Below are 25,923 nucleotides of genomic sequence, written 5' to 3'. Positions count from 1 at the left end.
ATCTGTATATTAGGAGTTACTAATCACACACGCTCATGCAAATCCACAAAAAGAGACTTTTCATCCTGCTTTTATGCGCTCTTATACCCGTAGTAAGGTTATGTGCACAAACGTTGCCAGACGCTATTACAAAAAAGATAGATGGTTTATTTACGAAATGGAATACGCCGAATACACCCGGCTGTGTGATTGGGATTGTACGCAATGATTCGTTGATTTATGCTAAAGGTTATGGCCTGGCCAATATGGAATATGGTGTGCCCAATACTCCAGAAACCATTTACCATATGGCATCTGTTTCTAAGCAGTTTACGGCTTATGCAATTGTTTTGCTTGCCCAACAGGGGAAACTTAAGCTAGATGACGACATCCATAAACATCTTCCCTGGTTCCCGGATCTGAAAGAAAAAATTACGATCCGGAACTTACTGAATCATACCAGTGGCATAAGAGATCAATGGCAATTGCTGGCCATATCGGGCACCAGACTCGATGATGTAATTACACAGGAGCACATTGTTAAAGTGCTGAGCAAGCAACAGGCACTGAATTTTAAACCGGGTGAAGAGTATAGTTACTCTAACAGTGGTTTTACCATGCTAGCTGAAATTGTAAAATCTGTTACAGGCAAAACGCTTAGACAGTTTACAGATTCTGTTATTTTCAAGCCTCTGGGAATGAACAGTACACACTTTCATGATGATTATACGGAGGTGGTAAAGAACCGGTCTTACTCGTATTACCCGCGGGAAGGCGGTGGTTTTAACAATAGTATTTTATCGTACTCAAACGCAGGAGCAACCAGTCTGTTTACCAATGTTGACGATATGGCTAAATGGGTAATGAACTTTTACAAACCTACGGTGGGTACGGCAGAGGACATTAGACTATTAACGCAAAAGGGGAAATTTAATAACGGCAAAGAATCTGACTATGCATTGGGAATTGTTAACAATACCTACAAAGGGTGGAGGCAGTATTCGCATAACGGCGCCGACGCTGGTTACAGAACATCGGTTGTTACTTTTCCTGATCTAAAAATGGGTTTTATTGTTTTTAGCAACGTTGGGGATTTTAATCCTGGTGGTAAAGGTTACGAAATAGCTGATCTTTTTATTAAAGATACCACCGCAAAAGCAACTAAGCCAGAGGCCAAGCCAGTTGATACCAATAAAGCCGTATTAAAAGACATTACAGCTGCTAAAAAATTCGAGGGTAATTATATTGCTGATGATGGGGCACAGTTTGGTTTTAAATTGAAGAACCAAAAATTGTATTGGGACAGGTATGGCCGGTCTGACGTTTTATTAGAAGCCGAAAAGGGTACTTTTATGGTTGCTTCTTCACCTGATGTTAAATTTCAGTTCAGCACAGCAAAGGGAGATACCGTTGTTAAGCAATGGTGGCCTGATGGGAAACGTTCTTTGATTAAGTACGCAGTTAGCAATCAAACAGATAAGCAGTTGCAGGCATATGCAGGAACGTATTATTGTCCGGAACTGGACTGTAAATACGGCATTGTTTTAAAAGGGCATGATTTGATATTAACGAATAGCAAATACGAGGATAGTAAATTAAAGCTTATAGGAAAGAATCATGCTGGTACTGACTATTGGTGGATGGGTCATCTAAAAATGCTACGTGACAATAAAAATCAGATCATAGGTTTTGAAGTTAATGATGGCAGGATTATGCATTTGCGGTTCAATAAAATAGAGTAATTTATTTATACCAATAATGTTGGTCTATTCTGGTGATCCCGGGTTTGCCTATATCGGTTAATATTCTTCTTGCGCCGACAAGTGTAGCGCTTTGCCTGCCATCATAATTGTCGGCAGAGGGTACAAGACTGTTTATTCTGACCATTCCAGCCGCCTGGATAAACTCGCCCTTGCCCATATAAATGGCAGTGTGAGTTACCCTTCCATCATTGAATCCTCTGCGTTTGGCTGCCGAAAAGAACAACAGATCTCCGGGTTGCAGATTTCTTAAACACTTATCTACGCTAATGCTGTCGTTTTCTAGAACATCAACTGGCTGACCAATTAAGGCTTGTTGAGAGGCATCACGCGGGATAATCACGCCATTTAGAAAAAAGGACATTTTGGTGAAGCCACTGCAGTCGACACCCTTGCCGGACGTGCCGCCCCAGAGGTAAGGAACGCCCAACAGGCTTTGTGCTGTGGTTAAAATTTTTTCGGCATTTGGATCGGGTCTGGTAACCCAGGCTTGGTACAGGCTGGCTTGTCTTTTAGGTAAATATGCTGTTCTGCCGTCAGGATAGCCTACTTTGTAGAACTTTTTCTCTTCACCAAGTAACTGGAGGATATTGCCGCCAACCAGGTCAGATACTCGCTGCGCATTTTCATCGGGTGTGTTGAAGCTATGGCCATAGTCTGCAGTAAATACGACCTTTTTTGCCCTTTGCCAGGTTTCAAAACCTGATTTGTTCATGGGGGTTATGGCACCCACATCTGTCCACGATATATAACCATCAGGAGTTTGCACTAAATAGAACCCTCCGTGTTTTTTAAATACTTTAATTGGTGTGCCCAGCAACATTTGCGTCATCATCTCTGCCGCATTTTTCGGGTAGGCTCTGTTGTTGCAAACCGAGAGATTGGCTACCCCGTATTCCATCCCGTGTAAGGAGGGCTCTGGCAGCAATACGCCGCTGAATTTAATTGAAGGTGTGTTTGGCTTTAGTTTATCAAATTCTTTCAGCGCTTCCTGAGAGGTGCTTTCCAATTTGGCCGAATCACCAGTAAGCTCCAGGTTAAAATAAACTGAACGCTTATCTGGTGCATATTTTTTTTGAATGGTAGCCGCAACACTGCGAAAAACGGCAGTATCTGACTGTGCTTTAAGTGTAAAAATACTTAAAGAGAAAAGCAGACCCAAACAAAGACTTTTCATAGTTGTCAAATTAAATGATTTCGATAAGGAGAAACCTTTAACGAATATAGCTAAATGAAGGTTACAATGAAAAGAAAGGCGTTGTTGTGGCAGCTGCCGTTATTACAATCGCCGTCACGATAGGAGAGATCTCTTGGAGTAGCATAACCAAGAGATCCCTCAGTTCTTCGGAATGACGGCGGTGATCGAAATGCCCGCCTTAAAATGTAGGAGGCGTTGGTTTTAGATCAGAATCCAGAAAATCATTGACCATCGGAATTATCCAATCCATATGCTGCATCATACCAATATGCGTTGTGCCGGGAATTATAGCTAACCGGGATTTAGGCAGCCCATGTATATCGCCCATTTTGCCTCCGCCTTTAGCACGAAACAGCTCAAGCGCGTGCTCATATTGTACTCCGTCGGCATCACCTATGGCTATAAATACTGGAGCTTTTATATTTTTTACTTCCTTAGACCAGTCATAAGGCTTTACGTCTATACTAAGAACCTTTTTTACATACGCAGGGAAATTTTTAGGATCGTTTCCAAGACTGTCGTATTGTTTTTCGATAGGAGAGCCCTTGAACATGTCTGCATTCATTGTAGCAAAACTGGCCTCTACATCCGGCCACCACCCGTCGTGTTTATAGGTACCAGAGAGTATCACGAGTCTTCGTAACTGCTCAGGGTGGCGCACTGCAAACTGAAAAGCTACTCCGCCGCCCATACTATATCCTAAAATGTCTGCACTATCTATTTTGAGGTGCTTAAGCAAGCCAGACACATCGTCGGCCATATTTTCGTAGCTAAATTCACGAGGGATATCCTTTGTGCGGCCATGGCCCTGCATCTCTGCAACAATTATTTTCCGGTTTTTGGCAAAAACAGGTATGATGTGCGACCAGTTTAAAGGTATATTCATAAAGGAACCATGTAGCAGTACAATGGGTTTACCTTCGCCATAAACTTCATAGTACATTTTTAGCCCGTTTACATCAGCATAGCCACTGTCGGCTGGCTGTATGGGTTGGTTGTTTGCCGTTTCTTTTTGTTCGGTTGAAACGGCTTGTGTATCCTTATTACGCGGTTGGCAGGAAGCCATTACTGCCACAACAATAGCAATTGAGAGATTGATTATAATATGCTTTTTCATATTGTAAGGTTTTGTTACAATACAAATCTAGGGACCAAATGCTGTACCGTTGCTGTGAGTATGCGACAATATTAGGGGGAAAATACGACATACAGAATATGTTTCAATATCCATATATTGGTTGTTTATTGTAAGCTAACTATATGCCTTTAAGATTTCTTTTGTTTCTGCTGATTTTAATTTGCCATCAAGCCGGGTTATTTGCTCAGTCTGTGAGTGTCCCTTCCCGACAAGATACACTTAAGGGTAGTATAACTAAAGATAGAGAATGGTGGGATATAAAATATTACGCATTGGCTATTGAACCTGATTTTGGAAAAAAAACAATTCAGGGTAAAAATAGTATCACCTTTGAGGTAATAAAAAGTAACCATAATAGGTTTATGCAGATTGATTTGCAAGAACCGCTAGAGATCGATAGCGTACTGTTTAAACAGCAAAAGATCGCCGTCGAAAAGGAAGGAAATGTATGGTTTCTTAAAGTTCCTGATTTAAAAGTTAAATCGCAGGCTACTATTGACATCTTTTATTCAGGAGCGCCTAAAGAATCTACCAATCCGCCATGGGATGGTGGTATATCATGGAAACTTGACTCGTTAGGGAGGCCATGGATCACCCTGGGATCTCAGTTAATTGGTGCCAGCGTTTGGTTCCCATGCAAACTACATCAAGGCGACGAGCCCGATAATGGTGCTTCATTGGCCATCAGCGTTCCTGATACCTTGGTTGCTGTTGGTAACGGCAGGTTAAAAAGCCGAATAGTAAATAGTAATGGAACCGTTACTTATAAATGGCATGTAGTAAATCCAATAAACAATTATGGTTTGGCTTTTTATGTGGGAAAGTATGTGCGGGTTCCAGAAATGTATAAAGGCGAGAAAGGCAATTTAAGTACTGACTATTGGGTAATTGATTACAACAGAGAAAAGGTTCATTCTTACCTCAAAAATGAGGTTGACAAAACGCTGAAAACTTTTGAATACTGGTTTGGGCCATATCCTTTTTATGAAGATAGTTTTAAAATGGTGGAAGCACCATATCCGGGCATGGAACATCAAAGCGCTATAGCCTATGGTAATGGATTTAAGTTGGGCAGGATAAATGCAAAATACTTAAGTACGTGGGATTTAAAGACCGATAGGCTGGTGGTTCACGAAGTCGCGCATGAGTGGTTCGGAAACAGCATTACAACAAAAGATATTACTGACAGATGGCTGCAGGAAGGATTTGCAGGGTATGCCGAAGAGCTTTTTATTGAAAGTCAATATGGTAAAAAGGCAGCCAAAGAGTTCTTTGAAGCTAGAACTATTTGCCGGATTAAGAATACTGAACCAATCATAAGACGCTATGGAATTTATGAGGATGCTGGTGGACACATGTATTTAAAAGGCTGGACAATTGCGCATATGCTTCGGGCTATTGTTGATAATGATGAGCAGTTCCGTAAGATGTTAAGGGCTGTTAACCGCGAGTTTTATCATAAAACAGTGAACTCAATTGAGGTTGAAAGGTTTATCGGAAAAACTTTAGGTAAGAATCTGCAGCCATTCTTTAATCAGTACTTGCGGGAGAAAGATATTCCTACTTTTGAGTACAGCATACGTGACAACATATTGAGGTATCGCTTTAGCAATTGTTTGTCGGATTTTGTAATGCCTATTAAAACCAATCTTACAAGTGATAAATGGCTTAATCCGACTAAAGATTGGAAGGAACTGCGTATAACGCCAACCAGCAATTCATCGTTAAGTATTGATAGTGACTTTTATGTAAATGTGAAAAGGGTTGAATGAGAAGTGAAATGTATCCGCTATTTTGTAATCTGTGCGCGGACATTTTTAACAAAGTCAATAGTAACTTCCGCTAAATCTGCAATCAAATATTTCTACTGTGAGGTAATATGACAGCAGACTTATGAAAAATTCTAGATTTTAGTTTGATTTCTTATATTAGTGTTATAACCAAATAACATGAAAAAATTAACGCTCAAAGGTATTACAATCGTTTTATTACTATTTGTCTCTTTTACCAAACTTTCTGCACAAGAATCGAATTCCGCTTTATTTAATGGCGCATGGGAGCTAACGCGATTGGCAACTAATGGTTCTGAAAGCAGGGTGGCAATTCCAGGTTTGTTGAAATTCTTTGATGCAGATGGTAAGTTTTTTAACATGCGGATCACTCAAAACGGATCTATTATTACTCATCAGGGTAATTATGTAATAAACGATAATGAGACCTATTCTGAAATTATTAAGAGCGAAACCCAGGGCGCTACCTATGCCTTAGCCGGAAAGACGTATAAACTAAGATATAAGTTTAGCGATGATAAAAAACTGCTCGTTTTGAATGGAATGGTAGAAGGTAAAGACGGGGCTGAAAGTCTTGGATTCACAGAAGTCTGGAAAAGAGTTGAAAATAAAATTGACTCTATTTAAATCAGGTTGAACGAAGGCCATAGTCATTTGATTGTTTAATTACTATTGCATTGAGCCTCGTGTGGTGAGCTGTTGAGTATTCTTGGTAAATTGCATACTCAATAGCATATAAAGATTATGGTTAATGAATCCGGAAAACCAGAGTTCTGGGAATCAGCATTTGGCGAAAAACAGGAGATGTGGGGCTTTGAGCCGGCAAAATCTGCTGTACTGACAAAGGATTTTTTTGTTCAGAAATCTCTGAAAAATATTTTGATACCTGGAATTGGTTACGGAAGGAATGCACAAATTTTTAAAGAAAACGGGATCACGGTAACAGGGATCGAGATTTCAAAGACTGCCATTGAAATGGCGAGAAAACATTATGGAACAGATATGATTATTCATCATGGCTCTGTAACTGATATGCCATTTGATAAAAACCAATATGACGGGATATTCTGTTATGGTTTAATTCATTTATTAGATAGTAGTGAAAGGGAAAAGCTAGTTTTCGATTGCTATAATCAGCTATCAGAGAATGGTTATATGGTATTTACGGGTATTTCAAAAGAAGCGCACACCTACGGACAGGGCAAGTTTATTAGCAAGGATCGCTATGAAATATATGATGGTGTAAACATGTATTTTTATGATAGGGAATCGATCCATGCAGAGTTTGACCAAGCAGGTTTATTTGAAATTACAGAAATCAGCGAGAACCAGCCGTTCTTTTTAATTAAATGTAAAAAAGGAGACAACTAGATAATAAAAGGGGTCTGTTTTTAGTCAATTTAAATTGAGAATCTATTTTCGCTATATTTAGTAACCAATGTAAATCGCATGAAAATAACGCTCCTCTTAGCATTCCTGATTGTATTCTCATCTGCAATGGCACAAAGCCATGACAAAGTAACCCTCTCAGGTACGGCCACCCACGAAAAGATTGACCATATTTTTATCAATGAGCCTTTGTTATTTTACACACAGGAGCCTAAAAATCTATTGACGTGTTATACACAAAACAATCAGCTTAAGGGCGCTTTTGGCATAAACAAACCCCAGTTTGTTTATTTGAGTATAATGTTGAGGAATTGGCAGGTATATGTAATGCCAGGAGACACCATAAGATTTACGATTGATGGCGCAGGTCTGGATGCAAAGATTAAGTTTTTTGGGAAACATGCAGCTAATTACCAGGTGTTTGCAAACATAACTGATTTTACGGGAGGTCCGCAAAAGCCACCAAGATATATTATCAGTAAAGAGCTGCGGCACAATAAAAACAATTTACTGAATTATAAAATAACCCTTGATAAATGGTATAAAGATAAAAACGAACAATTGGAATCGCTTTTAAAACTTTACCCTATTTCTAAATCACTTACTCATATTGCTAGAAGTAAGATTGGGTATTATTATGCGAATTCCTTGTATTCACCGGTTTCAGACATGGCTGCAGACAGCGTTCCAAAGGAATATCTTAACGAATTGAAAAAAATCGGATTTAACGATGACCGCTTGTTAAGCGCTAATGAGTACAAGTATGCAGTGTATAATCGATATGTAAGGTTTAAAGAAATTGAAGGCACGGTGAATTTGAAGGAGATTGAAAAGAAAATAAAGAGTGAGTTAAAAGGTAAAAGTAAAGATTATGCAATTGCAAGTTTAATTGGTGCCTGTGCGCAGAGAAAAATTCCAATAGATGACAGCGCTTTATCATCCATGATCCGGTCTGCTTATACTGAGGTAAAGGATCCCAGCTATTTAGCGTACATCAGGGAATCTGAATTAAATTATTTCTTGTTGAACAAGCCATTGACAGATAAGGTATTAGATGGCACTTTGTTGACCACTTATTCAAATGGAATGAAGAAGAGTTTAAGAGAAGTATTAGCCGTTTATCCTGGAAAGGCTGTATATATAGATTTGTGGGCGAGCTGGTGTGGCGCTTGCCGAGTAGATATTGCCGAATCTGCCGATGCAAAGAAATGGATGACGGAAAATGGTGTTGCAGTAGTTTACTTTTCACTTGACAAAGACAAAGCAGCCTGGATGAAAGTGACTGTAAGTGATAAAATAGAAAACGATCAGTACCTGGTAGAGAATGAGTTCTCATCAGAGCTCTCTAAATTTATGGGGATCACGAGTATTCCAAGATATTTACTGATAGATAAAAACCATTTTGTAAAAAGTATTTTTGCTCCAAGACCCCTGGAAAGTGATTTAACACAGCTAAAGTCGCTGGTGAAAATATTTTAGTTGTAGTTACCAATGCATATTTGGACATTTGCAATAGTTGTTTGACGATGAGCAGGTTGGTTACCAGCCTATTATGAAGTAGATTTATTTTAAATCATCTTAATCTCTCAGTATGAAACTATTCAAACTGCTATCCCTTGCAGCAATTGCCGGTTTGTTGGTTACCGGAAGTATGACCAGCAGAAATCATCATCTTCTTTTCTCGGACAGTGCGCCTTCGGGGATTCTTTCACTGGAACTTACCAGGTCTAATAGTATTCAATACCGGATTTTTTCGGAATGGAACCGCCCTGAAAATTATGTTTTTGAACGGGACTGGACAAACCCGGCTGACTCGGTGACAATGGATAGCACTGTGTCGCCGGGTAAAAAGATTAAGTATAGTGAGCCGGGGGAAAAGATTAGGGGTGTGGATGCGGTAGAACGCCAAACGCATGCCGACTATTGGTTTATACTTTTTTATGTGTTTGGATTGATTTTGTTGTTTTGGCATTATTACCGGAATGTTTATCCTTCAAAAGACAGAATTACAAGCAGACAGTTTTGGCTGTTTTCGGGAACGGTAATAGCGATTGGTATTCTGGATCTTGTCGAAAACTACTATATCCTGGAATCTGTTGATCTTTTTAAAAGGCTAAATCCGGAAGATCCCTCGCCAGATAGGCTGAGTGATTTTGTGAAATCCGGAGTGGCAGCTTATGTTTTCTATCCCGCCTTGTTTAAGTTTATTCTCCTGTTTATAACGCTGTACTCATTTGGTTGGTCTATCAGTATTTTTAAACGGCTTACTGGCTGGCTTTCGGGGCTATCCGATAACTTTTTATTTGGATTACGTTTGGGATGGATGTTTCGTATTGTGCTGATTGTACTTTTTGTGCTGTTTGGATTTTTGATCTTTTCTGATCAGGGCCAGGATCTGCTGATTACGATTAATACCTCCTTTTGGGGAACCATAATCTTTCTTTTTTCTATCTCGGTTTTAGCGACGATAAACTGGTATCTGCCCAAGCTATATGCTGGCGGGTTTACGGATTTAATGTTGACGGTGCCAAAAGGTTTTGTGATGGCTGGAAAGAACTCGGTAAATTATGCCCGGTTGTTAGGTGCGCTTACTTTTTTGATCCCGGCTGTGGGTATTCTAAAGACCATGCAGCAGTACCATATGCCTTATCTTTTGGATGATGTGCCTGTGATGGTGATATTGCTGGTTGCCTTGGTGGGCTACAAGCAAATGTTAAAATACAATACGCTGGACTCTTTTTTTGCGCCACGTGGGGTGTTTTCCGCTTTGCGCTATATGATGGTAATGGTGCTGTTTTTTCTCTTGATGATCGCCTTCTATTTCATCAGGGATATGGAAGTGGAACAGTATGGCCGGCTTTCATACCTTTCTCTGGATCTGTTTTTATTATCTTTTGCTTTTCTGATTACTACCACTTACCGGACTAAGATTTCGTTTGTCCAAAATATAGAGGTTGCACCTGTTGTACTGATTGTTGGCTTGCTGCTGGCTGTGGTGTTTATTCTGTTTAATATTCCCCCGATACTCTTTGCGCTTATTGCTAAGTTTAGGTTCTTTACACTTTCCATTGTTATTGCTGCATTGATCTGTTATGCGCTGATATTCTCTTATCTGCTTGTATTAGGTAAACGGACTAAAGTGCAATGGATTACGCTGCTTCTGTTAATAGGGTTTTTGGTCTCTTATGTAAAGATAAGTGATTTTCATAAGGTGAATACCGTTGTGGCCAAAGGAGAGGAGCCAGTGGCATTATCTACTCATATCCGTAGTTGGCTGGAGCATAGACGAGGAGAAATTGCGACATACCAGGCTGAGCACAATAAGCCTTACCCTGTATTTTTTTTAAATTCTTATGGCGGCGGGATCAGGGCCTCCGTATGGGCCACTATGGTAGTGAGTGAACTGGATTCCCTGGTACTTGCCTCACGTGGCAGTAAGCAGATAAGTGATGATTTCCAGCATCATGTATTTTCCTTTTCAGGCGCATCTGGCGGGACTATAGGCTTTTCTCTTTTGACGGCAGACAGAGTTAAGGCAAAAGATAGTATCTCTTCCGGAAGGTTTTACCCTAATAACACCAAGGTATATGAGTACGATTACCTGACAGCGAATGTAGTGGGGGTTTTTGGAAGGGACCTGTTTATGACCATGATTGGAGGGAATTGGTATGACGATCGTTCGCGCCTGCAGGAACGAGGTTTTGAGGGGATACTGAAGGATAAGTTTGGAATGGACTATGATATCACATTAAGAGAGGCCTGGAAGAAGGATAATATGGACTTGCCCTTGCTTTTTTCCAATACCTATGATATTAATACGGGTAAGAAGGGAATTGTTGCTCCTGTGTTGTTAGAGAAGGATGATTTTCCAAGCTGTGTTTTTATACAGGATTTGATGAGGGCAAAAAAACTTGACCTGCCACTTTCTGCAGCCGCTTTCCTGAGTGCGCGTTTTCCGTATGTATGTCCGACAGGTAAGTTTGATGAGAAGCATCATTTTACTGATGGCGGAACACTGGAAAATTCTGGCGCAGAGACCTCGAGGCAGGTGATTGCTGTATTTGAGCGGGTGCTTGCAGAAGATGAGTTTGCGGGGCTGAATGTTACGATAAATGTGCTTTCGATTTCTAATAGCATTCTATCTGTTGAGTATCCAACTCAGGATAAGAATTTGTATGAGGTAGTAGCTCCGGCATTGGGGATTTTGGAGACCATTAGTAGTAATGCACTTAAGGCTGATACGATTAATAAGGTGATGGCAGCGCGACAAAAAATGAAAGGGTGGAGCTATAACAAAATTCAGCCCACACGGGAGATGATTGCGGGCAACTGGCCTGTGCTGCCATTAGGCTGGCAAATCTCGGATCATGCGTTGGAGGTGATGAAAAAAAGTATTAAGGATCAGCGGGCAAAAATAGAAAATGTACTGTTGGTATTCTAATCTTGCATCCTTATCATGCACTTTACATCTGTTTGATTGGGGTAGAGTTCAACACAGTATCCTTCCATATCAATTCCCGGCAGATCGGTTAATTGGTCAAAGGCTTTGCCTATGGCTGGTATATCTTTCATGAAATCAGTAATGGTGATACAGCTGTATCTACCGGCCTTTATGGATATTGTTTCCAACCCAAGGGCTTTGGCTTCACCAGGTTGCAATTCTTCGGCTGCGGCTTTATAAATAATGCCTCCATCGTTCTCGGGACGTGAAAGACCGAAATATTGTCGGTTTTCGTTAAATGATACAAGTGAATGCAATTTTTGGTGAGCGGCCATTACTCCGTCTGGAAAAGAAGAGGCCGTTACATAAATTACTGGAATGTCGTGGTTGATTTCTATAGTTTCCATGGTAAATAAAATCTTATAGATGCAATTTACCTATTGTTTTGAAGAATATTATGTTCTAGGGCTCTAAAAATCGATACCAAGCCTTAATCCGGCAGACGAAAACTTTACATTTTCTATTTTAGAACTTTGCATGGGTAATTTAAAGAAAGGTTCAAGCGTAATGGTTCTGTTTTTTAAGAAAGGATACTTGTACCCGAAAGAGATATTGATAAAGCTTTTGTATTTTTCTTTATTCTGAGGTTGATCTTCAATGTCTACCACGGATCTTTCTTCACTGGTAAAGGTTTTATCGTATACTTCTCCATTTGGATCTACAATACTTTGCGTGTGGGAAACTGTACTGACATAAGTTAGCTCACCCCTTTGTTTTATAGTTGCAAAGGCCGAAACGCCAACTTTGGCATATAGACGTTGGTTAACGTTATATCTTAGTCCTAATGGAATTTCGACCCCTGATAACCGAACGGTGGCCGATTCTAATTGTTTTTCGTCTGTAGCGCTCAGGGTCTGCCCATCATTATCTTTAAAAGCAGAGGATTCCCGATAGCCTGCGCCTAACATTATCGTGATTTTTGGATGTAAGGCATAACCTACTACGGCTTCAAATGCTAATCCCAATTTCTTTGAATTGCTAAAGTCGGTAGCCATGCCCAATCCAACTATCCAATTAGGTTCTTTTTTGGTTTTTTTAGCGCTTTCGGTTTCCTGGTATGTTGTGTAAGGAATTATTTTTTTGCTTCGAGGTGCACGAGCTGCATCAATCTGCTCTTCATTTGGTTTTGCCTGCGCTACCATGGTATTTTCAGGTATGGGTTTATCTTGTTCCGGAATCGTACTGTTTACAAGCCTAATTTTAGCTTGCTTTTTGTTAATTTGAACGGGGTGATGATTGGTTGTATTGAGCTTTTTAACCTGGACTTCTTGTATGATTTCTTTTTGCACCGGTTTAGTTTTGAACTTCACTAATGGTATCGGTTTAGGATCGGGATTGTAACTGAATAAAAAAGCAAGGCAAATTAGCAGGAGTGACGCAGCAATTCCTGAAAACCAATACCACCCGCTTGTTTTAGTTTTTGCCGGCTGTTGTTTTGAAAATGATTCCCATGAGCCTTCTTTGTAGGCTTCTTCGTTGTTTTGTAGAAGTGATTTAATCACTTCAAGCCCTCTATCCGTATGTTCCATCTTCAACAATTAAAGATTCATTATAAAGTTTTCTTAATTTTTGCTTAGCCCTGCCTAAGTATACTCTGCAGATATTTTCGGGTATACCTAAAGTTTTTGAGATCTCATCATGAGAGAATCCCTCGATTTCGAACATATTAAAGATTATCCTTTGCGACTCAGGAAGTGTATTAAGTAATTTTAAGATGTCCTCAACATACAGCTGATCTAATGCACGACTATAGATCTGTGGATGCTTTTCTTCGCCTATATCGTCAAATTCCTCGTTGATGGTTCTCCTTTTACGGAGGTAATCTATGCAATTGCGTGAGGCTATCTTTGCCATCCAACCTCGAAATGTTTTTTCGGGGTCTATTGCAGATTCTAATAGCTGAAATTGTGTGATATGATTAAATATCTTGATAAACGTATCATTTACAAGTTCTTCCGAATCACTTCTGTTGTTGATGTAACGCATGGTAACTGCCATTAAATACCCATAGTAGGTTTTATACATGACTTCCTTTGAAGCGTTTTTTTGATCAGCAACGCCTGCAATAATTTCCTTAAGCTTCGGGAGTTTTCTTAGCACTCTTCCAGGATTTATATATTCTACGCCAACTGGTATTCATAAATGGGGCTACACAAATGCTTTTATAAATAAGAAAGTGTAGCCCCAGAAATAATAGGAGGTTATTTGTTGGTAAGAACCGTTAAACCAAGTTTGGTGTCGTCTGTTGCGGCTTTAAGGCCTTTTGCATAGATCGTATATACTTTTCCTTTTTCAATTTTAACTTTTGGAAGTGTAGCAAGTACAGTTGTCTTGCCATTTTCTCTGATCTCAAAGTTGATCTCGGCGCCCACCTCTGTGGTATTGGTGAAATCGGTTGATTCTTTAAATGCTTTTTTAGCCAGAAGTACTTCTGTTTTTCCGGTAACAGCCAAATCAAGTGAGCCTGCATCAGGACTTAAGTTAATGAAACGGATTTTTGCTTTATCAGCAGCTGGAGCAGTTAGGTCATCAGCAACAAATACAAGTGCATTGCCTGTTTTATCTGCAACAAATACCGAGTAAGATTTATCTGCGGCCAGGGTTACATCGGCTTTTACAAGAATATCGGATACATCTTTTTTAGTAACGCTTAATTCCCGTTTGCCTGAACTGATTGATTGGTATTCGATTACCGTGTTGTACGTTAATGCTTTCGTATTCTTTTTTACTTTATCTACAAAGAAAGAAAGCTCAGGCGTTCCTGGCGCGGCATGGATTATTGATAAATTTGCTGGCTTAGGTGTTTGTGGATTAGGATCTTTATCCTTTTTACATGAACTAAAGATACTTGTTAACGTTAAGGCAAACACTAAAGTTTTGGCAACTGGCGATAGGTAGTTTTTTGTTGTTTTCATTTTTAAGTTTTTGTGAAATAAAATAGTGTAATGTTAATGGCCATTAACGTTATTACCCATAGAACGAGCCTCATTATGAAAAAGCAACAGGGGTAGTAAATTATTTAAATTTTTAAAGTATTTTTATACTGAACTAAGGGCCAAGTGTTATGAGTTTCGAACTATCAACCAGCGTCATTTATATTACACCTGAACATGACGAAGTCTATACTTTTATAAAGGAAATAGACAATAAACAAGGTTTGTACACCTTGGATTTTAATAATGTAGTTGTTCCTGAGAATAAGATTAAGGTAAATACACACACTAACTTTAGTGTGCCTTCCTTAATGACTAAAAACCGTATCATTAATTATCATTATGATAAACTGGTTGATAGTATTGTGCGTTTTTTGATAGATCATAATCCGGCTGAGGATTTAATGAAAATATATCGGAAGAGAGAGGTGATCTACTTTGAGCCTATAATAGATGATTCTGAAAGCCCGGATGATAAAGAGCATTTTAGGGAGCTTACAGATAAATTAAATAAACTGATAGGAATGGCAAATAGTGCTATTAAAAGCCGTTTCAACAAACATATTGTAGTTATTTTAAACTACCCTCCAAAAACGCATCATCTGCATACGATACGGATTTAGTATGGTATATGGGATACTAAAAATGATTAGAAATGACTATTTATCAAGTTTCTGCTCATGTCTATATTAGTGATAGCTTTCACTAATTAGACTTCTATGAAAACGCTAGTAATTTCTAAAATTCCTGCCTATGGCAGTTTTTCAAAAGACGTAAAAATCTTACAAGAAAGATTAATTGAGCTTGGGTTTGATCCGAAAGGTGCAGATGGAATTTATGGAATGAATACCCAGCAAGCTGTGATCTCATTACAGCTAAAAAATAAGTTACAAGGATCGGGGGTTATAGGCCCTAAAACTTTAGGCTTGTTAAAACTGGTTGTATCTGATATTTCAGTAATAACGGATAGTCCGTTGATTACCAAGGATATTAAGAACAAGAAAGACAGGCATCTTCATCCAAACATGCGCCAGCGATTAGAGGCATATCTTTTTGCAAACGGGAATATTCCGGATTTCTGGACGAATAAAAAACTAAGCTCGGTTTGCATTGCAGTACAGGAAGCATTGGCAGAACTGGGTGTTAAGGAAAACGGGAGAAACAACTATGGAACTGACGTTGGCGAAGTGCAAGGTACTACCGGGGGGTTTACGCCGGGCGGAAATGGAGATGCATGGTGTTTGGATTTTGCCCAGATGAAGGTGGCAATAATTGAAGATTTCTATCAAAAGGAATCGCCGGTTCCTGCTACTGCTAATTGTGTGGATTGCTGGAAGGGATCTGAAAAGGTGGCCGGCTTAACCACATCGGTACCAACGATTGGCACTTTGGCTTTAGCACAATATATAAACAATCCAACAAGGGGTCATGCCATGGAGTGTTATGAGCTGCTTGGAGGGGGGCAAATGCGGACTGTTGAAGGGAATACTTCTGCAAATGACATGACTAATGGAAACAACTCCGGTTTTAATGTGAGGAACCAGAAACTCAATAACAGAGACACCTTAAGAACGCTTGGATTTGTATATGTATATCCAAATAATCAGGTTCCTACATAAAAGTGTATTCTACTTTAAATATTTTAAGTTTAAACCAATTATTGCTAGTGTGCTTATTATTGTTATTGTGGCGCTAACAGAGATAGAATGTAGGATTGCGGCACTTCCGCCTACGCCAATAGCTCCAAAAACTGCGACCCCAATAGCTCCGGCAGCTTGCCTTACGGTATTTAATGCAGCAGAAGCAGTACCTGACAATGATTTATCTACGCTGGATAAAATACCGTTAGTCATGGCGGGAACGGCAAGTCCCATACCCATCGGTATAATTAGAAATGGCAGGAATAACTGCCAGTAAGGTGTATTATCTTTAGCTATAAATAGCCCTGCAAACCCAACAGCAAACATTGCGAGACCTATTATAATTGGTTTCCGTATACCAAATTTATTGATTACACGACCGCTGATGAGATTGGAAATAACGAACCCTACAGTTAAAGGTAGAAAAGCCAGGCCAGCGTTGAGCGATGAATAATGGAGTACGTTTTGCAGATAAAGACTGAGTGTAAAAACAGTTCCATAGTAAGCGCCATTTAAAACGGCACCAAGTAAAAGCAGTACGTTAAACGTAGGAGCGTCAAAAAGATGAAGCGGCAGCATCGGGTGATTCACTCTTTTTTCGATAGTTAAAAATGCCACAAGCGTAGCGGCACTAAAAAGCAGGCCTCCAAATATTACCGGATCTTTAAATCCAAAGTTAGGCCATTCTATAATTACCGCAATCAGTGCTGTAATGGAGAGCATCCAGGTAATTTGTCCGGCGATATCAAATCCTTTGTTAACCGAGGTCTTATTTTGTGCCAGACGAAAACTGAACAGGAAACCAGCGAGACAAAGCGGTACATTCACAAAAAAGATATAACGCCAGTTGCTAATCTGGATGAGTAAGCCCCCAACGATAGGACCGGCAGCTATGGCGGCACTTCCTGCCGCGGTCCACAAACCTACTGCACGTACGCGCTTTGCAGGATCATGAGCAAAAGCCTGATTAAGTATGGCAAGAGAACTAGGGATCATGGTGGCCGCACCAACTCCCTGCAGTACTCTAAATGCAATGAGGGTAGCTGCGCTTCCGGCAAATCCACAACCTATAGAAGCGATCCCAAAAATACAGATGCCAAGTTGAAATATACGTTTTGCACCTAAAAGATCGCTTAAATTGCCGGCAGATAGCATAAGCACTGCAAAGGCAAGGGTATAGGCATCTATTACCCATTGTAAGGTAGTAATACTGGCATGATAGGTTTTGGCAATAGGAGGCAACGCAATATTTACAATAGAAACATCTAGCTGTGCAACTACAAAGGCCAGACTTGTTATTCCGACTATCCAGCCAAAGGGAACGGTATGATTAGGGGAAGTTGTTGTGTTTGATAAACTCATCGCTCGTTTTTGCAAGTGCAAAGGTGCACAGAAAGGACGGTTTTTTCTTAGCAGTTTCAGTTTGTTACTTTATTTTAGCAAAAATATTTTCAGAAATACTAAATCTCTTTGACTATGACCGGAATCGATAATTTCAGTGCTTTTATATTGTCAGCAATAATTGTAGTTATTACCCCGGGTATTGATACCATACTGGTTTTAACAAGAAGTATTTCAAGCGGGAAAAAAGCCGGTATGTACTCAGCATTAGGTGTAAGCACGGGCTTACTGGTACATACCTGCGCAGCTGCTTTTGGATTATCACTTATTCTCGCGAAATCTGCTTTAGCGTTTATGATTGTTAAATATTTAGGTGCAGCCTATTTAATTTATATGGGCTATAAGGCACTTTCCAGCAAGGGTGATCGTACAGCGTTAAAATCAATACCAGTTCAATATATAAGAATGGAAAAAATGTTTTGGACCGCTTTTTTAAGTGATGTTCTAAATCCGAAAATAGCCATGTTTTTCCTGGCTTTCCTTCCCCAGTTTGTTTTAACTTCGGCAATAAATAGCCCATTTCCATACCTTATTCTTGGGGTAGTTATCTTTTTGATCACGCTCGCATGGTGTGTTTTTCTGGCGCTGATGGGTGGGAATGTAGCTAAGTTATTTAACCGAAGTCCTAACACTGAAAATTGGCTGAACAAAATCTCGGGAGCTGTATTTATTATTCTGGGAATTAAGGTAGCATTGACAAAGTCATAAGGAATAAAGTAATACGGAATATCAAATGTTAATTCTCAATTAGAAACATCGTCATTTTTAATTCCTCTCCTGGTTTTCCTTACCTCATCTTTTAGCCTTCCAAAATTATAGTTCAGACTGATTCTGTATGAACGGAGATAAGATTGGTTGTGGCTTAGCTCTGTAAAATCGAACCCGGTGGTGGTTGTTTTAAGGGTTCTGAACTTATAAAAGGGATTATTTAATGCTGCTGTTAAGCTTAATTTTCCTTTGATGAGTTCATGGCTGCTGCTGAAACTGGTATTTACTTGTCCTTGTGTTATAGACTGAAATGTTTTGGAAGCAGGGTTTTTTCCAATTACACTGAGGTTTGCGCCCAATCTCCATTTTGGTGTTGGACGATATCCGCCTGTTAAGGTAAAATTGTAAAACAAATCTTTAGAATGTGGTATCACATTTCCTTCAGTTTTAATATCCAAATAATTAAAGCTCCCATTAAAATTAAAGTTCAGACTCTTGGTTACCGTATATCCCAAATTGAGATCTGCTGCCAGAACAGCGCCTTTTCCAATGTTAGCAAATGTATTTCTGGTAATTCCGGACGTCGGATCATAAGTGAAAATTCTGAAATCCAGATTATCAAATAATGAATAAGCTAATCCAAGATTAATAGAAACTTTACCATTGTGGTTATATCCTGCAAGTATGTTATTCACAGACGAGGGCATAAGGTTAGGGTTGCCGGTTGATTCTGTATTTGGGTTACTTCTGTCTACAAAAGGGTTAAGCCTGTTGATGCCAGGGCGTCTTAACCGTTGTGAAAACCCAAAACTAATGTTATCGCCGCCCTTTAACTGATAAGCGATTGATAAAGAGGGAATCAGGTTTAAATAATCCTGAGAAATATCACCATCTACAATGGTTTGCTCAGCACGCAATCCAGCCTTTATCCCAATGTTCTTTCCATAATTGTATGCTATTGAAGTGTAGGCAGAAAACACATCCTGAGAAATCTCAAAATCGTTAGCCTGAAACTGAGCTGCAGAGTAATCAAAATTGCTGCTGTTGTTTCTAAGGATAGCCTTAATGCCCGATTCCAGTCCCCAGTTTTTAAACTTATCGGAGTAGTCAGCTTGTGCAGTATGCTCATTGGAACCGGCGTGATTATTTTGCAGAAATCCGGAATAGGGATAGTTTGTAATTTGACTAAGAATGAGGCCGTTTTGGCCATCACTATTAAAATTTGTATAGCGATAGGATAGGGTTAACGCCCTTGTTTTCTTTGATTTAGAAGAGATCTGATAGTTAACTGAGGCATCTATATAGTCGCTATTGCCATCGTAGGTATTTTGTATGTGATAGCCTTGTAGTAATTCTCCGTTTTGAGTGAGCGACGAGACCTGGTTGCTGAGTTGGGCGTTTTTGTTGCCATTAAGATTGATCTGAGCTGAGATGAGCTGTAGTGGGGTGATTTCATAGCTCACATCGGTTCCAAGATATCCGGTTCTGCCGTCAGATTTATTATCGCCATCTTGAGTTAAGGTTTGAGGGTTATCGCCGATGGCATTTCTAATCAAATTATTTGTTGTGACAGGGGTTTTAGAAAGCGAGCCACCGGTGAATACCGAAGCGATAAGTTTACCAGATTTAAAATTAAAAGATCCACCAGCGCCCGGGCCACCTGCAGGAAAACTTTCATTGAGATTTAAAGAGCCATTGTATCCATCGGCGGGTTTTTTGTTAGTTACGATATTGATGATTCCTGCGAATCCTTCTGCATCATATTTTGCTGGTGGATTGGTAATTACTTCGATCTTTTCAATAGTTGATGCAGGCATGCTGCGCAAAACTTCCTTAGGGTTATTCTCGATCATACCAGATGGCCTGCCATTGATAAAGATCTTAAAACTAGTGCTATTTTTAAGTCTGATGTTTTGCTCTGCATCTAGTGAAACAAAAGGAATTTTACGCATCATTTCCAGAACGCTGTTCCCTTTACTATCCGGATCGGCTTGTAGATCGTACACAAGCCTGTCTATCTCTTGAGTGACTATTGGTTTGCTGCCGGTAATGTTTACCCCTTTCAATTGTTTGGTGTCTGGAGATAATAGGACCAAACCCTGATCAACGTGCAGTTTTGTAGTATCCTGAAGAGATATTGCAAATGTTTTGGCCTTATAGCCGATACTCACTATTTCAAGTTTGTATGTTCCAGACGGTATTTGACTTAATGTAAATATACCGGTGCTGTCGCTTATCCCTGTCTTAACAATTGCATTTGTTGAACTAATGATGTTGATTGTAGCCCAGCCGGCCGGTTTTTTGCTGACGGAATCCATAACCTTCCCGTTCACAGAAAAGTTGGGTATTCTGGTTTGTGCAGCCGATTGATTATAACTTGTTATGATGGCGAAAAAGCCTATGATAAGAAATAAACGTAGTTGAAGGTTTTTCATGAGTTTTGATTTTTGGAGCGCCTTAGGGTTTGGACAGCGCATAGCGCTGCCATTGCCCTTGAAGACCTTTTTGTGTTCAGTAAATTAAAGAAGTAGGGTTGGGTTGTTTTAGCCCTGGTCTTTTTCAGATTTCCTCACGAGGAAATAATAAGAAAGGAAACCGGCGGCAATAAAGATCATTTCAATTCCATAAGGCAGGGGAGAATCAACCTGGGCATCGGGAATGTAATTGATAACCACTAAACCTATTCCGCCAAAGAAAAGAATAAGACCCCATTTAAGTACTGCAATCTTATGGTTAAATGATTGGCCCAGTGAGTTTAGTATTTCGGGATTTGTAAGCCCTGAGTTGATTAGACGATTCTTTAAAATGAAGTTGAGAATGGCAATTACAACGATTGCTGTAATAATGAATAATGATATTGAGATGGTTATACTTTCTATGTGGTCCATGATGTCTGTTTTTAAATGTGATTTATTGCCCAAGTAGACACGCCTGCCAATAAAAAGGTTGCAGAAAAATACATCTTTTTAAAATTATTATTTTTTTTGTGGAAACTGCAACATTACACAGCATCCGGGTGTCTACTATACGATGTTAAATGAAAAGGAACTAGTTGCCAAAATATTGCGAGGTGATGCAAGAGCATTTGAAGCTCTGGTTAAGCAGTATGAGAAACTTGTATTTCATGTAACAAGCAGACTAATAAAAAATGATGAGGATGCGACTGATATTTGTCAGGAGGTTTTTATAAAGGTATATCAGGGACTGAATAAATTTGGCTTTCAATCTAAACTAAGCACCTGGATTGCCCGAATTGCTTACCTGACGTCTATTAACCACCTGAGGAAATATAAACAGGAACTGCAAAATAAGAGTGAGGCAGATAATGATGAAATAGATAACTACCACTTTAGCGAGGAGACACCAGAGCGACTTATGATTAAAAAGGATGTTGCAGCTTATGTGCAGCATTTGTTGTTACAGCTGCCTTTGCAATACCGCTCAGTACTTACCTTGTTTCATTTGGAGGAGTTTAGTTACCTCGAAATACAAGAGATCACAGGAATGCCTGAAGGAACCATCAAAAATTATTTGTTCAGAGCAAAGAAATTATTGAAAGAAAAACTGGAAATTTATTTAATAAATGAATGATATGGAAGCGAATGAGAACAGAGAGGACAAAAGGGATCAGAAGCTGGATGAATTATTGGCAACTGCACTGAAAAGTGAACCTGTAAGCAGTTTGCCTTATGGTTTTGCAACAATGGTTACCAGGAAAGTTTTTGCCCAAAAAGTTAAGCCATTCGGTATTAAAACTTATGCGCTTGTTTTTATGGCTATTCTCGGTATTGTAGCACTTTCGCTTACTTTATTGTCGCTGTTTAATCCGCAACTAACCGTAAGCTTACTTGCTATGATTAAACTTGGCAGGTACATACTGGGTTTTATTGTGCTTAGCTTCTTTTTAATTGAATATATTGATCAAAAGTGGGTGAGGGCTTCGCAAACGTAACGACAGTATAATCAGGCACCTCCGTTAACAAAGAAGTTGAAGCAATCATTTGTAGCAAGGTTAATATGTACGCTGAAATAATTGTTTCCACCATCTTTAAATGCGATGATTTCTTTCTTCCAGGTTTCATCTTTACTCACAGCACTTTTAATAAAACAGTTTAAAAGAATAACCTTTTCGCCGTTTTTATTTTTGTATCCAAGATATTGTCTGAAATACCCTGACGGTGCCTGGATTCTGGTAGAATCTACAATGACACCATCTTTATCGATTTTACTTGTTTTTAGGCACATTTTGAAGATGCGCTCTGCGTTTTCAATATCCTCAGCAGTTGGCATAAACTGGACACTGCCCTCATCGGCATTGGCCGAAGTATCTGGAGCAAAGATTACACCTGTATATTCCTTTGTGGTTATATATTGATTTTTGCTGCCTTCAATAGGGGCTATCGTGTGCGTATCAGCAGACTTATTTTTAAAGTCGCAGCCGGTAATGACCAACAGAAGGATCAGAAAAGATAAAGTCCTCATAAGTATTGCATTACTAATATAACTAAAATGAGTTACTTTAATTCTACAGTTCAGCAATAATATTTAGATATTTATGGGCAAAAAAAAGACCGGACAATTCAATGAGTACATTCAATCATCCGGCCTTCAAATCTAACTCCCCTATAGAGTACGGATAAAACTGAAAACAGTTGCTAGTTGCTTAGATAAAAATTGTGTTGTATCACCAAGAACAGCGTTTACAGTAGTAGTAACATTACCTAATAAAGCACCTAAAGAGCTCCATACTATGCCGCCACCATCAGTTTTTGTCATTTCAACAGAGTTCATTTCTTGAACACCTAAATTGTTTAGTTCTAACTTTTTCATACTTGTTTACAATAAGATAAATTTCCTTACTCGTTAAAGGCCTTTCAGGGTATGCCTGATGCTTTAAAAAGCACTAGAACTAATTTAACCATTATTCAAATTGGTATGTTTATTCAATTTGTTCAGTATTAGAAAGCTCTCTTGAGCTAGACATCTAACAGGCGTCTGTGGTAGTTGATTTGACCAAGGTGATAAGCTAAATGTGAGCTGAGGTAAATCAACATGTACTTTACTGATCTGTCATTCTCTAAAACTTTTACCTCCGGATATTCATTTTTCAGGTCTTGTTCGGTTAACTGGTCGATGGAGTCTGTAACTACTTTAATGGTATCCTCAATTTGTTTAATCAATTCATTTCTTGGAACATCCTTTAGTGAAAACTCAAGTTCTCTATTTCTGATATATCCGGTTTTACCAAGTTCTGCACCAATGAAAGTATTCAGGTTTCCCACTAAGTGCAAGCATAAATTACCTGCAGAATTGCTTATCGCATTTTCAGTTCGCCAAATGTTTTTATCGTTCTGATATTGTTCAATTTCAAGCTTTACTTTATTCAAATCTCTTGTAAAGAGGGTTTTTAGGGATTCTTTTAACATATTATATTTATAAATCTGCAATTTGTTTTAGTATTAATTTAGAGATGACATCTGCATTGGCATAAACCATAAAATGTCCACCGCCTTCAATCCGTATATCAGGTTTGTTATATCTGAATGGCAATATATTATCGGCCGTTCCATGAATATGGGTTAAATTTATTGGCCTTTCTTTATTCCGCCAGCTTAAGATACAAGTTAACGCCCATTTCATAAAAATAGGGTCACTATCTATCACAAGTTGTTTCAGTAGTTTAATTTCTTCATGTGTTTTAGCGCCAAGGAACTTCAAACCAATGTTGTTCCCTCGTTTTAAAAGGCTGACAGGGATTGCTTTTTGTAAGCTTAAACTACCTGCCATCCGATAATACCATGGTAATTCCTTAAAAACGGGTGTACTGGAAATGAGAAAAGTATGTGACGGCTTCAATTGCTTAGAAATTTCAGTAGCCAGCATGCCACCAAAGGATAGGCCAACTAAGTAAAATGGAGAAGAGGCATCTATTTTAGCTGCCAATCGGAGCGCGTATGCCTCGAGCGATTCATTTTTTAATGCAGGAATCCAATCCAGATAAACCAGTTCGAAATTAGGTGGGAAAACAAGCTTTTTAAATGCGCGCCTGTCGGCCCCCAAGCCACTGATGAAATATATCCTTTCTGTCATTGCTGACATAAAATTAATGTATTACCTAATTACGCTGGTTTAAACATTGAAAACTTACAATTTTTATACAATCAGTTGTTGTTTGTAATTGATCTCCTATCTTTAATAGGTATGAAGGCTATAAATTTCAATCCAGTTGATTTTGAACCTGTAAGGCAAATTGCGCTACAATTTCCTGACGCTTCGGATAGCTTGTCGCATTATGATACCCCTTCAATAAAAATCAAAAAGAATTTGCTTTGCAGGCTGCACGAGAATGGGGAATGGCTTGCTGTAAGGACGGATTTTGAAAGCAGAGAAAGATTCCTGGAGGAATATCCGGAAAGCTGTTTCATTACGCCGCACTATAAAGACTATCCTTATATCTGCCTATACGTAAACAGCTATAGTAGAGAATTGCTAAAGGAGGTACTTGAAACGGGCTTTAAGGCTATTACAGAGAAAAAGCAGAAATAGAATTATTTAAATTCGGTCGATTTTTACTATGCACGTATTTAGCTGAAGATTTAATTTCGGGTAATAAAATAATATGAATTTAAATTACATCTCATGAGTACCTATATCTTATTTAAAGCTGTTTTTATTATCCTGATTCTAAGTTGCCTTGCCGTTATTCTAAGTTTAAGTATGTAGTATTTGCGCAAAAGTGTTCAGCCGATATTCGTTTTGGCGATCGTTTTATTTAGTTTTGCATATGGCAAAGCTTCATTCAAAACCTCAGATACATTCTTCCAGCTTAAATTTTTTAGATCAATTAAAAGAAAACAACAATAGAGAGTGGTTTAACGAGCATAAAGAAGAATTTCTAAAAGAGCAAGCGCTTATAGAAGTCTTTGCTGACGGCTTGTTACAGGACCTAAATGTAGACGATGTAATAGAAACTCCTTCCGGACGAAAAAGCGTGTATCGTATTTATAGGGATACCCGGTTTTCTAAAGATAAAACCCCATTCAAAACCCACTGGAGTGGTAGTTTCAGGCGCGCCACCAAGTACCGCAGGGGAGGATACTATTTTCATATAGAGAAGGGGAATAGTTTTATTGCAGGCGGATTCTGGGGGCCATCGGCACAGGATTTAAAACAAATAAGGGAACATATTGGTTTTGATGCCACGCCATTAAGAGAGATCATACAGAGTGGCTCCTTTATTTCAACATTCGAAACATTGAAAGGAGAGCAATTGAAAACCTCGCCTAAGGGTTTCAATGCCGATCATGAAAACATTGATTTATTACGATACAAGCAGTTTTTGCTCATTAGAAGGTTTTCTGATGAAGAGGTTTTAAATGAGCGCTTTTTAGCGCAGGCAACGCTAACCTTTAAAAATATGCGCCCATTTTTTGATTATATGAGTGAGATATTGACCACTGACATTAACGGAATTGAAATTTAAGTA

At 39.1% G+C, this 25,923-nt stretch carries 26 protein-coding genes; 13 read left to right on the top strand and 13 right to left on the bottom strand.

The features are described 5' to 3' along the window. Positions 1-35: 35 nt before the first annotated feature. Complete coding sequence (locus tag AC1DDK_RS19255; protein WP_288884183.1) at positions 36-1,721, top strand: serine hydrolase domain-containing protein; 1,686 nt, start codon at positions 36-38, stop codon at positions 1,719-1,721. A 1-nt stretch (position 1,722) separates the two neighbouring features. Here the strand turns inward: AC1DDK_RS19255 and AC1DDK_RS19250 are convergent, their stop codons facing one another. Together AC1DDK_RS19250 and AC1DDK_RS19245 are read right to left on the bottom strand one after the other, a co-directional pair. Beyond that, positions 1,723-2,916 carry a C40 family peptidase gene (locus AC1DDK_RS19250; RefSeq protein WP_337715937.1) on the bottom strand — a complete coding sequence of 398 codons (1,194 nt, stop codon included), beginning with the start codon at positions 2,914-2,916 and terminating at the stop codon, positions 1,723-1,725. Positions 2,917-3,115: 199 nt separating this feature from the next. Continuing rightward, positions 3,116-4,054, bottom strand: coding sequence for an alpha/beta fold hydrolase (locus AC1DDK_RS19245; RefSeq protein ID WP_337715939.1), 939 nt, complete (start codon positions 4,052-4,054; stop codon positions 3,116-3,118). Positions 4,055-4,197: 143 nt separating this feature from the next. On the opposite strand from AC1DDK_RS19245, the gene AC1DDK_RS19240 reads away from it, so the two are divergent. From AC1DDK_RS19240 to AC1DDK_RS19220, 5 genes are all read left to right on the top strand, one after another. Further along, entirely contained in the window at positions 4,198-5,847 is a 1,650-nt protein-coding gene (locus AC1DDK_RS19240; protein WP_337715941.1) for a M1 family metallopeptidase, read from the top strand. Positions 5,848-6,024: 177 nt separating this feature from the next. Next, positions 6,025-6,492: a DUF4488 domain-containing protein gene (locus AC1DDK_RS19235; RefSeq protein ID WP_048905914.1), complete on the top strand. Its 468-nt coding sequence runs from the start codon at positions 6,025-6,027 to the stop codon at positions 6,490-6,492. Between the two features lie 117 nt (positions 6,493-6,609). After that, positions 6,610-7,236, top strand: a complete 627-nt coding sequence (locus AC1DDK_RS19230) for a class I SAM-dependent methyltransferase (RefSeq protein WP_337715943.1) — start codon at positions 6,610-6,612, stop codon at positions 7,234-7,236. A gap of 78 nt (positions 7,237-7,314) precedes the next feature. Beyond that, positions 7,315-8,733, top strand: coding sequence for a TlpA family protein disulfide reductase (locus AC1DDK_RS19225; RefSeq protein ID WP_337715945.1), 1,419 nt, complete (start codon positions 7,315-7,317; stop codon positions 8,731-8,733). 112 nt (positions 8,734-8,845) lie between these two features. After that, a complete protein-coding gene (locus AC1DDK_RS19220; protein WP_337715946.1) occupies positions 8,846-11,695 on the top strand; it encodes a hypothetical protein in 2,850 nt (949 codons plus the stop codon). Here AC1DDK_RS19220 and AC1DDK_RS19215 read toward each other — a convergent pair. The 4 genes from AC1DDK_RS19215 to AC1DDK_RS19200 all read right to left on the bottom strand — a co-directional run bounded on the left by AC1DDK_RS19215 (position 11,692) and on the right by AC1DDK_RS19200 (position 14,670). Then, on the bottom strand, positions 11,692-12,102 hold the full coding sequence (locus tag AC1DDK_RS19215; RefSeq protein WP_172662564.1) for a transcriptional regulator: 411 nt from the start codon (positions 12,100-12,102) through the stop codon (positions 11,692-11,694). The genes AC1DDK_RS19220 and AC1DDK_RS19215 overlap by 4 nt on opposite strands. A 63-nt stretch (positions 12,103-12,165) precedes the next feature. Next, on the bottom strand, positions 12,166-13,284 hold the full coding sequence (locus AC1DDK_RS19210) for an outer membrane beta-barrel protein (protein ID WP_337715947.1): 1,119 nt from the start codon (positions 13,282-13,284) through the stop codon (positions 12,166-12,168). Next, positions 13,268-13,855: an RNA polymerase sigma factor gene (locus AC1DDK_RS19205; protein ID WP_172662566.1), complete on the bottom strand. Its 588-nt coding sequence runs from the start codon at positions 13,853-13,855 to the stop codon at positions 13,268-13,270. Before AC1DDK_RS19205 ends, AC1DDK_RS19210 begins: the two co-directional genes overlap by 17 nt. Before the next feature lie 101 nt (positions 13,856-13,956). Further along, positions 13,957-14,670: a DUF4397 domain-containing protein gene (locus tag AC1DDK_RS19200; protein WP_172662567.1), complete on the bottom strand. Its 714-nt coding sequence runs from the start codon at positions 14,668-14,670 to the stop codon at positions 13,957-13,959. Positions 14,671-14,819: 149 nt separating this feature from the next. Between AC1DDK_RS19200 and AC1DDK_RS19195 the strand changes: the two genes are divergently transcribed. Together AC1DDK_RS19195 and AC1DDK_RS19190 are read left to right on the top strand one after the other, a co-directional pair. Continuing rightward, the gene (locus AC1DDK_RS19195) at positions 14,820-15,311 is read left to right on the top strand and encodes a hypothetical protein (protein ID WP_172662568.1); all 492 of its coding nucleotides are present in this window, start codon (positions 14,820-14,822) and stop codon (positions 15,309-15,311) included. A gap of 96 nt (positions 15,312-15,407) precedes the next feature. Beyond that, entirely contained in the window at positions 15,408-16,307 is a 900-nt protein-coding gene (locus AC1DDK_RS19190; protein ID WP_172662569.1) for a peptidoglycan-binding domain-containing protein, read from the top strand. A 9-nt stretch (positions 16,308-16,316) separates the two neighbouring features. On the opposite strand, the gene AC1DDK_RS19185 is transcribed toward AC1DDK_RS19190, so the two are convergent. After that, the gene (locus AC1DDK_RS19185) at positions 16,317-17,690 is read right to left on the bottom strand and encodes an MFS transporter (RefSeq protein ID WP_288884073.1); all 1,374 of its coding nucleotides are present in this window, start codon (positions 17,688-17,690) and stop codon (positions 16,317-16,319) included. Positions 17,691-17,804: 114 nt separating this feature from the next. Between AC1DDK_RS19185 and AC1DDK_RS19180 the strand changes: the two genes are divergently transcribed. Then, positions 17,805-18,437, top strand: coding sequence for a LysE family translocator (locus AC1DDK_RS19180; RefSeq protein ID WP_288884071.1), 633 nt, complete (start codon positions 17,805-17,807; stop codon positions 18,435-18,437). Between the two features lie 35 nt (positions 18,438-18,472). Here AC1DDK_RS19180 and AC1DDK_RS19175 read toward each other — a convergent pair whose 3' ends face one another. Together AC1DDK_RS19175 and AC1DDK_RS19170 are read right to left on the bottom strand one after the other, a co-directional pair. Then, positions 18,473-20,872, bottom strand: coding sequence for an outer membrane beta-barrel protein (locus AC1DDK_RS19175; protein ID WP_337715949.1), 2,400 nt, complete (start codon positions 20,870-20,872; stop codon positions 18,473-18,475). A gap of 108 nt (positions 20,873-20,980) precedes the next feature. Next, positions 20,981-21,325: a hypothetical protein gene (locus AC1DDK_RS19170; RefSeq protein ID WP_288884067.1), complete on the bottom strand. Its 345-nt coding sequence runs from the start codon at positions 21,323-21,325 to the stop codon at positions 20,981-20,983. A 142-nt stretch (positions 21,326-21,467) separates the two neighbouring features. On the opposite strand from AC1DDK_RS19170, the gene AC1DDK_RS19165 reads away from it, so the two are divergent. After that, positions 21,468-22,028 carry an RNA polymerase sigma factor gene (locus tag AC1DDK_RS19165; RefSeq protein WP_172662574.1) on the top strand — a complete coding sequence of 187 codons (561 nt, stop codon included), beginning with the start codon at positions 21,468-21,470 and terminating at the stop codon, positions 22,026-22,028. 1 nt (position 22,029) lies between these two features. Continuing rightward, a complete protein-coding gene (locus tag AC1DDK_RS19160) occupies positions 22,030-22,389 on the top strand; it encodes a hypothetical protein (protein ID WP_172662575.1) in 360 nt (119 codons plus the stop codon). Positions 22,390-22,400: 11 nt separating this feature from the next. On the opposite strand, the gene AC1DDK_RS19155 is transcribed toward AC1DDK_RS19160, so the two are convergent. The 4 genes from AC1DDK_RS19155 to AC1DDK_RS19140 form a co-directional block, all read right to left on the bottom strand. Beyond that, positions 22,401-22,919 (bottom strand): hypothetical protein, encoded by a 519-nt coding sequence (locus AC1DDK_RS19155; protein ID WP_337715950.1) that lies wholly within the window; start codon positions 22,917-22,919, stop codon positions 22,401-22,403. Positions 22,920-23,060: 141 nt separating this feature from the next. After that, the gene (locus tag AC1DDK_RS19150; protein ID WP_048905896.1) at positions 23,061-23,267 is read right to left on the bottom strand and encodes a hypothetical protein; all 207 of its coding nucleotides are present in this window, start codon (positions 23,265-23,267) and stop codon (positions 23,061-23,063) included. 146 nt (positions 23,268-23,413) lie between these two features. Continuing rightward, positions 23,414-23,863 (bottom strand): DUF1572 family protein, encoded by a 450-nt coding sequence (locus tag AC1DDK_RS19145; protein ID WP_337715951.1) that lies wholly within the window; start codon positions 23,861-23,863, stop codon positions 23,414-23,416. Positions 23,864-23,870: 7 nt separating this feature from the next. Further along, positions 23,871-24,536: an alpha/beta hydrolase gene (locus tag AC1DDK_RS19140; RefSeq protein WP_337715953.1), complete on the bottom strand. Its 666-nt coding sequence runs from the start codon at positions 24,534-24,536 to the stop codon at positions 23,871-23,873. Between the two features lie 102 nt (positions 24,537-24,638). On the opposite strand from AC1DDK_RS19140, the gene AC1DDK_RS19135 reads away from it, so the two are divergent. Beyond that, positions 24,639-24,983, top strand: coding sequence for a hypothetical protein (locus AC1DDK_RS19135; protein ID WP_288884061.1), 345 nt, complete (start codon positions 24,639-24,641; stop codon positions 24,981-24,983). Positions 24,984-25,221: 238 nt separating this feature from the next. Continuing rightward, positions 25,222-25,920 carry a DUF2461 domain-containing protein gene (locus tag AC1DDK_RS19130; protein WP_337715955.1) on the top strand — a complete coding sequence of 233 codons (699 nt, stop codon included), beginning with the start codon at positions 25,222-25,224 and terminating at the stop codon, positions 25,918-25,920. The last annotated feature ends 3 nt before the right edge of the window (positions 25,921-25,923 follow it).

Source organism: Pedobacter sp. 05T44, from assembly GCF_056395985.1.
Note: the sequence above shows the minus strand (reverse complement) of the source record. Positions and strands in the feature narration are given on the sequence as shown.

What these genes read in the sequence shown, in the direction of transcription:
- AC1DDK_RS19255 (WP_288884183.1), top strand. Translation starts at nt 36, where the DNA reads ATGCAAATCCACAAAAAGAGACTTTTCATCCTGCTTTTATGCGCTCTT.
- AC1DDK_RS19250 (WP_337715937.1), bottom strand. Translation starts at nt 2,916, where the DNA reads ATGAAAAGTCTTTGTTTGGGTCTGCTTTTCTCTTTAAGTATTTTTACA.
- AC1DDK_RS19245 (WP_337715939.1), bottom strand. Translation starts at nt 4,054, where the DNA reads ATGAAAAAGCATATTATAATCAATCTCTCAATTGCTATTGTTGTGGCA.
- AC1DDK_RS19240 (WP_337715941.1), top strand. Translation starts at nt 4,198, where the DNA reads ATGCCTTTAAGATTTCTTTTGTTTCTGCTGATTTTAATTTGCCATCAA.
- AC1DDK_RS19235 (WP_048905914.1), top strand. Translation starts at nt 6,025, where the DNA reads ATGAAAAAATTAACGCTCAAAGGTATTACAATCGTTTTATTACTATTT.
- AC1DDK_RS19230 (WP_337715943.1), top strand. Translation starts at nt 6,610, where the DNA reads ATGGTTAATGAATCCGGAAAACCAGAGTTCTGGGAATCAGCATTTGGC.
- AC1DDK_RS19225 (WP_337715945.1), top strand. Translation starts at nt 7,315, where the DNA reads ATGAAAATAACGCTCCTCTTAGCATTCCTGATTGTATTCTCATCTGCA.
- AC1DDK_RS19220 (WP_337715946.1), top strand. Translation starts at nt 8,846, where the DNA reads ATGAAACTATTCAAACTGCTATCCCTTGCAGCAATTGCCGGTTTGTTG.
- AC1DDK_RS19215 (WP_172662564.1), bottom strand. Translation starts at nt 12,102, where the DNA reads ATGGAAACTATAGAAATCAACCACGACATTCCAGTAATTTATGTAACG.
- AC1DDK_RS19210 (WP_337715947.1), bottom strand. Translation starts at nt 13,284, where the DNA reads ATGGAACATACGGATAGAGGGCTTGAAGTGATTAAATCACTTCTACAA.
- AC1DDK_RS19200 (WP_172662567.1), bottom strand. Translation starts at nt 14,670, where the DNA reads ATGAAAACAACAAAAAACTACCTATCGCCAGTTGCCAAAACTTTAGTG.
- AC1DDK_RS19195 (WP_172662568.1), top strand. Translation starts at nt 14,820, where the DNA reads ATGAGTTTCGAACTATCAACCAGCGTCATTTATATTACACCTGAACAT.
- AC1DDK_RS19190 (WP_172662569.1), top strand. Translation starts at nt 15,408, where the DNA reads ATGAAAACGCTAGTAATTTCTAAAATTCCTGCCTATGGCAGTTTTTCA.
- AC1DDK_RS19185 (WP_288884073.1), bottom strand. Translation starts at nt 17,690, where the DNA reads ATGAGTTTATCAAACACAACAACTTCCCCTAATCATACCGTTCCCTTT.
- AC1DDK_RS19180 (WP_288884071.1), top strand. Translation starts at nt 17,805, where the DNA reads ATGACCGGAATCGATAATTTCAGTGCTTTTATATTGTCAGCAATAATT.
- AC1DDK_RS19175 (WP_337715949.1), bottom strand. Translation starts at nt 20,872, where the DNA reads ATGAAAAACCTTCAACTACGTTTATTTCTTATCATAGGCTTTTTCGCC.
- AC1DDK_RS19170 (WP_288884067.1), bottom strand. Translation starts at nt 21,325, where the DNA reads ATGGACCACATAGAAAGTATAACCATCTCAATATCATTATTCATTATT.
- AC1DDK_RS19165 (WP_172662574.1), top strand. Translation starts at nt 21,468, where the DNA reads ATGTTAAATGAAAAGGAACTAGTTGCCAAAATATTGCGAGGTGATGCA.
- AC1DDK_RS19160 (WP_172662575.1), top strand. Translation starts at nt 22,030, where the DNA reads ATGGAAGCGAATGAGAACAGAGAGGACAAAAGGGATCAGAAGCTGGAT.
- AC1DDK_RS19155 (WP_337715950.1), bottom strand. Translation starts at nt 22,919, where the DNA reads ATGAGGACTTTATCTTTTCTGATCCTTCTGTTGGTCATTACCGGCTGC.
- AC1DDK_RS19150 (WP_048905896.1), bottom strand. Translation starts at nt 23,267, where the DNA reads ATGAAAAAGTTAGAACTAAACAATTTAGGTGTTCAAGAAATGAACTCT.
- AC1DDK_RS19145 (WP_337715951.1), bottom strand. Translation starts at nt 23,863, where the DNA reads ATGTTAAAAGAATCCCTAAAAACCCTCTTTACAAGAGATTTGAATAAA.
- AC1DDK_RS19140 (WP_337715953.1), bottom strand. Translation starts at nt 24,536, where the DNA reads ATGTCAGCAATGACAGAAAGGATATATTTCATCAGTGGCTTGGGGGCC.
- AC1DDK_RS19135 (WP_288884061.1), top strand. Translation starts at nt 24,639, where the DNA reads ATGAAGGCTATAAATTTCAATCCAGTTGATTTTGAACCTGTAAGGCAA.
- AC1DDK_RS19130 (WP_337715955.1), top strand. Translation starts at nt 25,222, where the DNA reads ATGGCAAAGCTTCATTCAAAACCTCAGATACATTCTTCCAGCTTAAAT.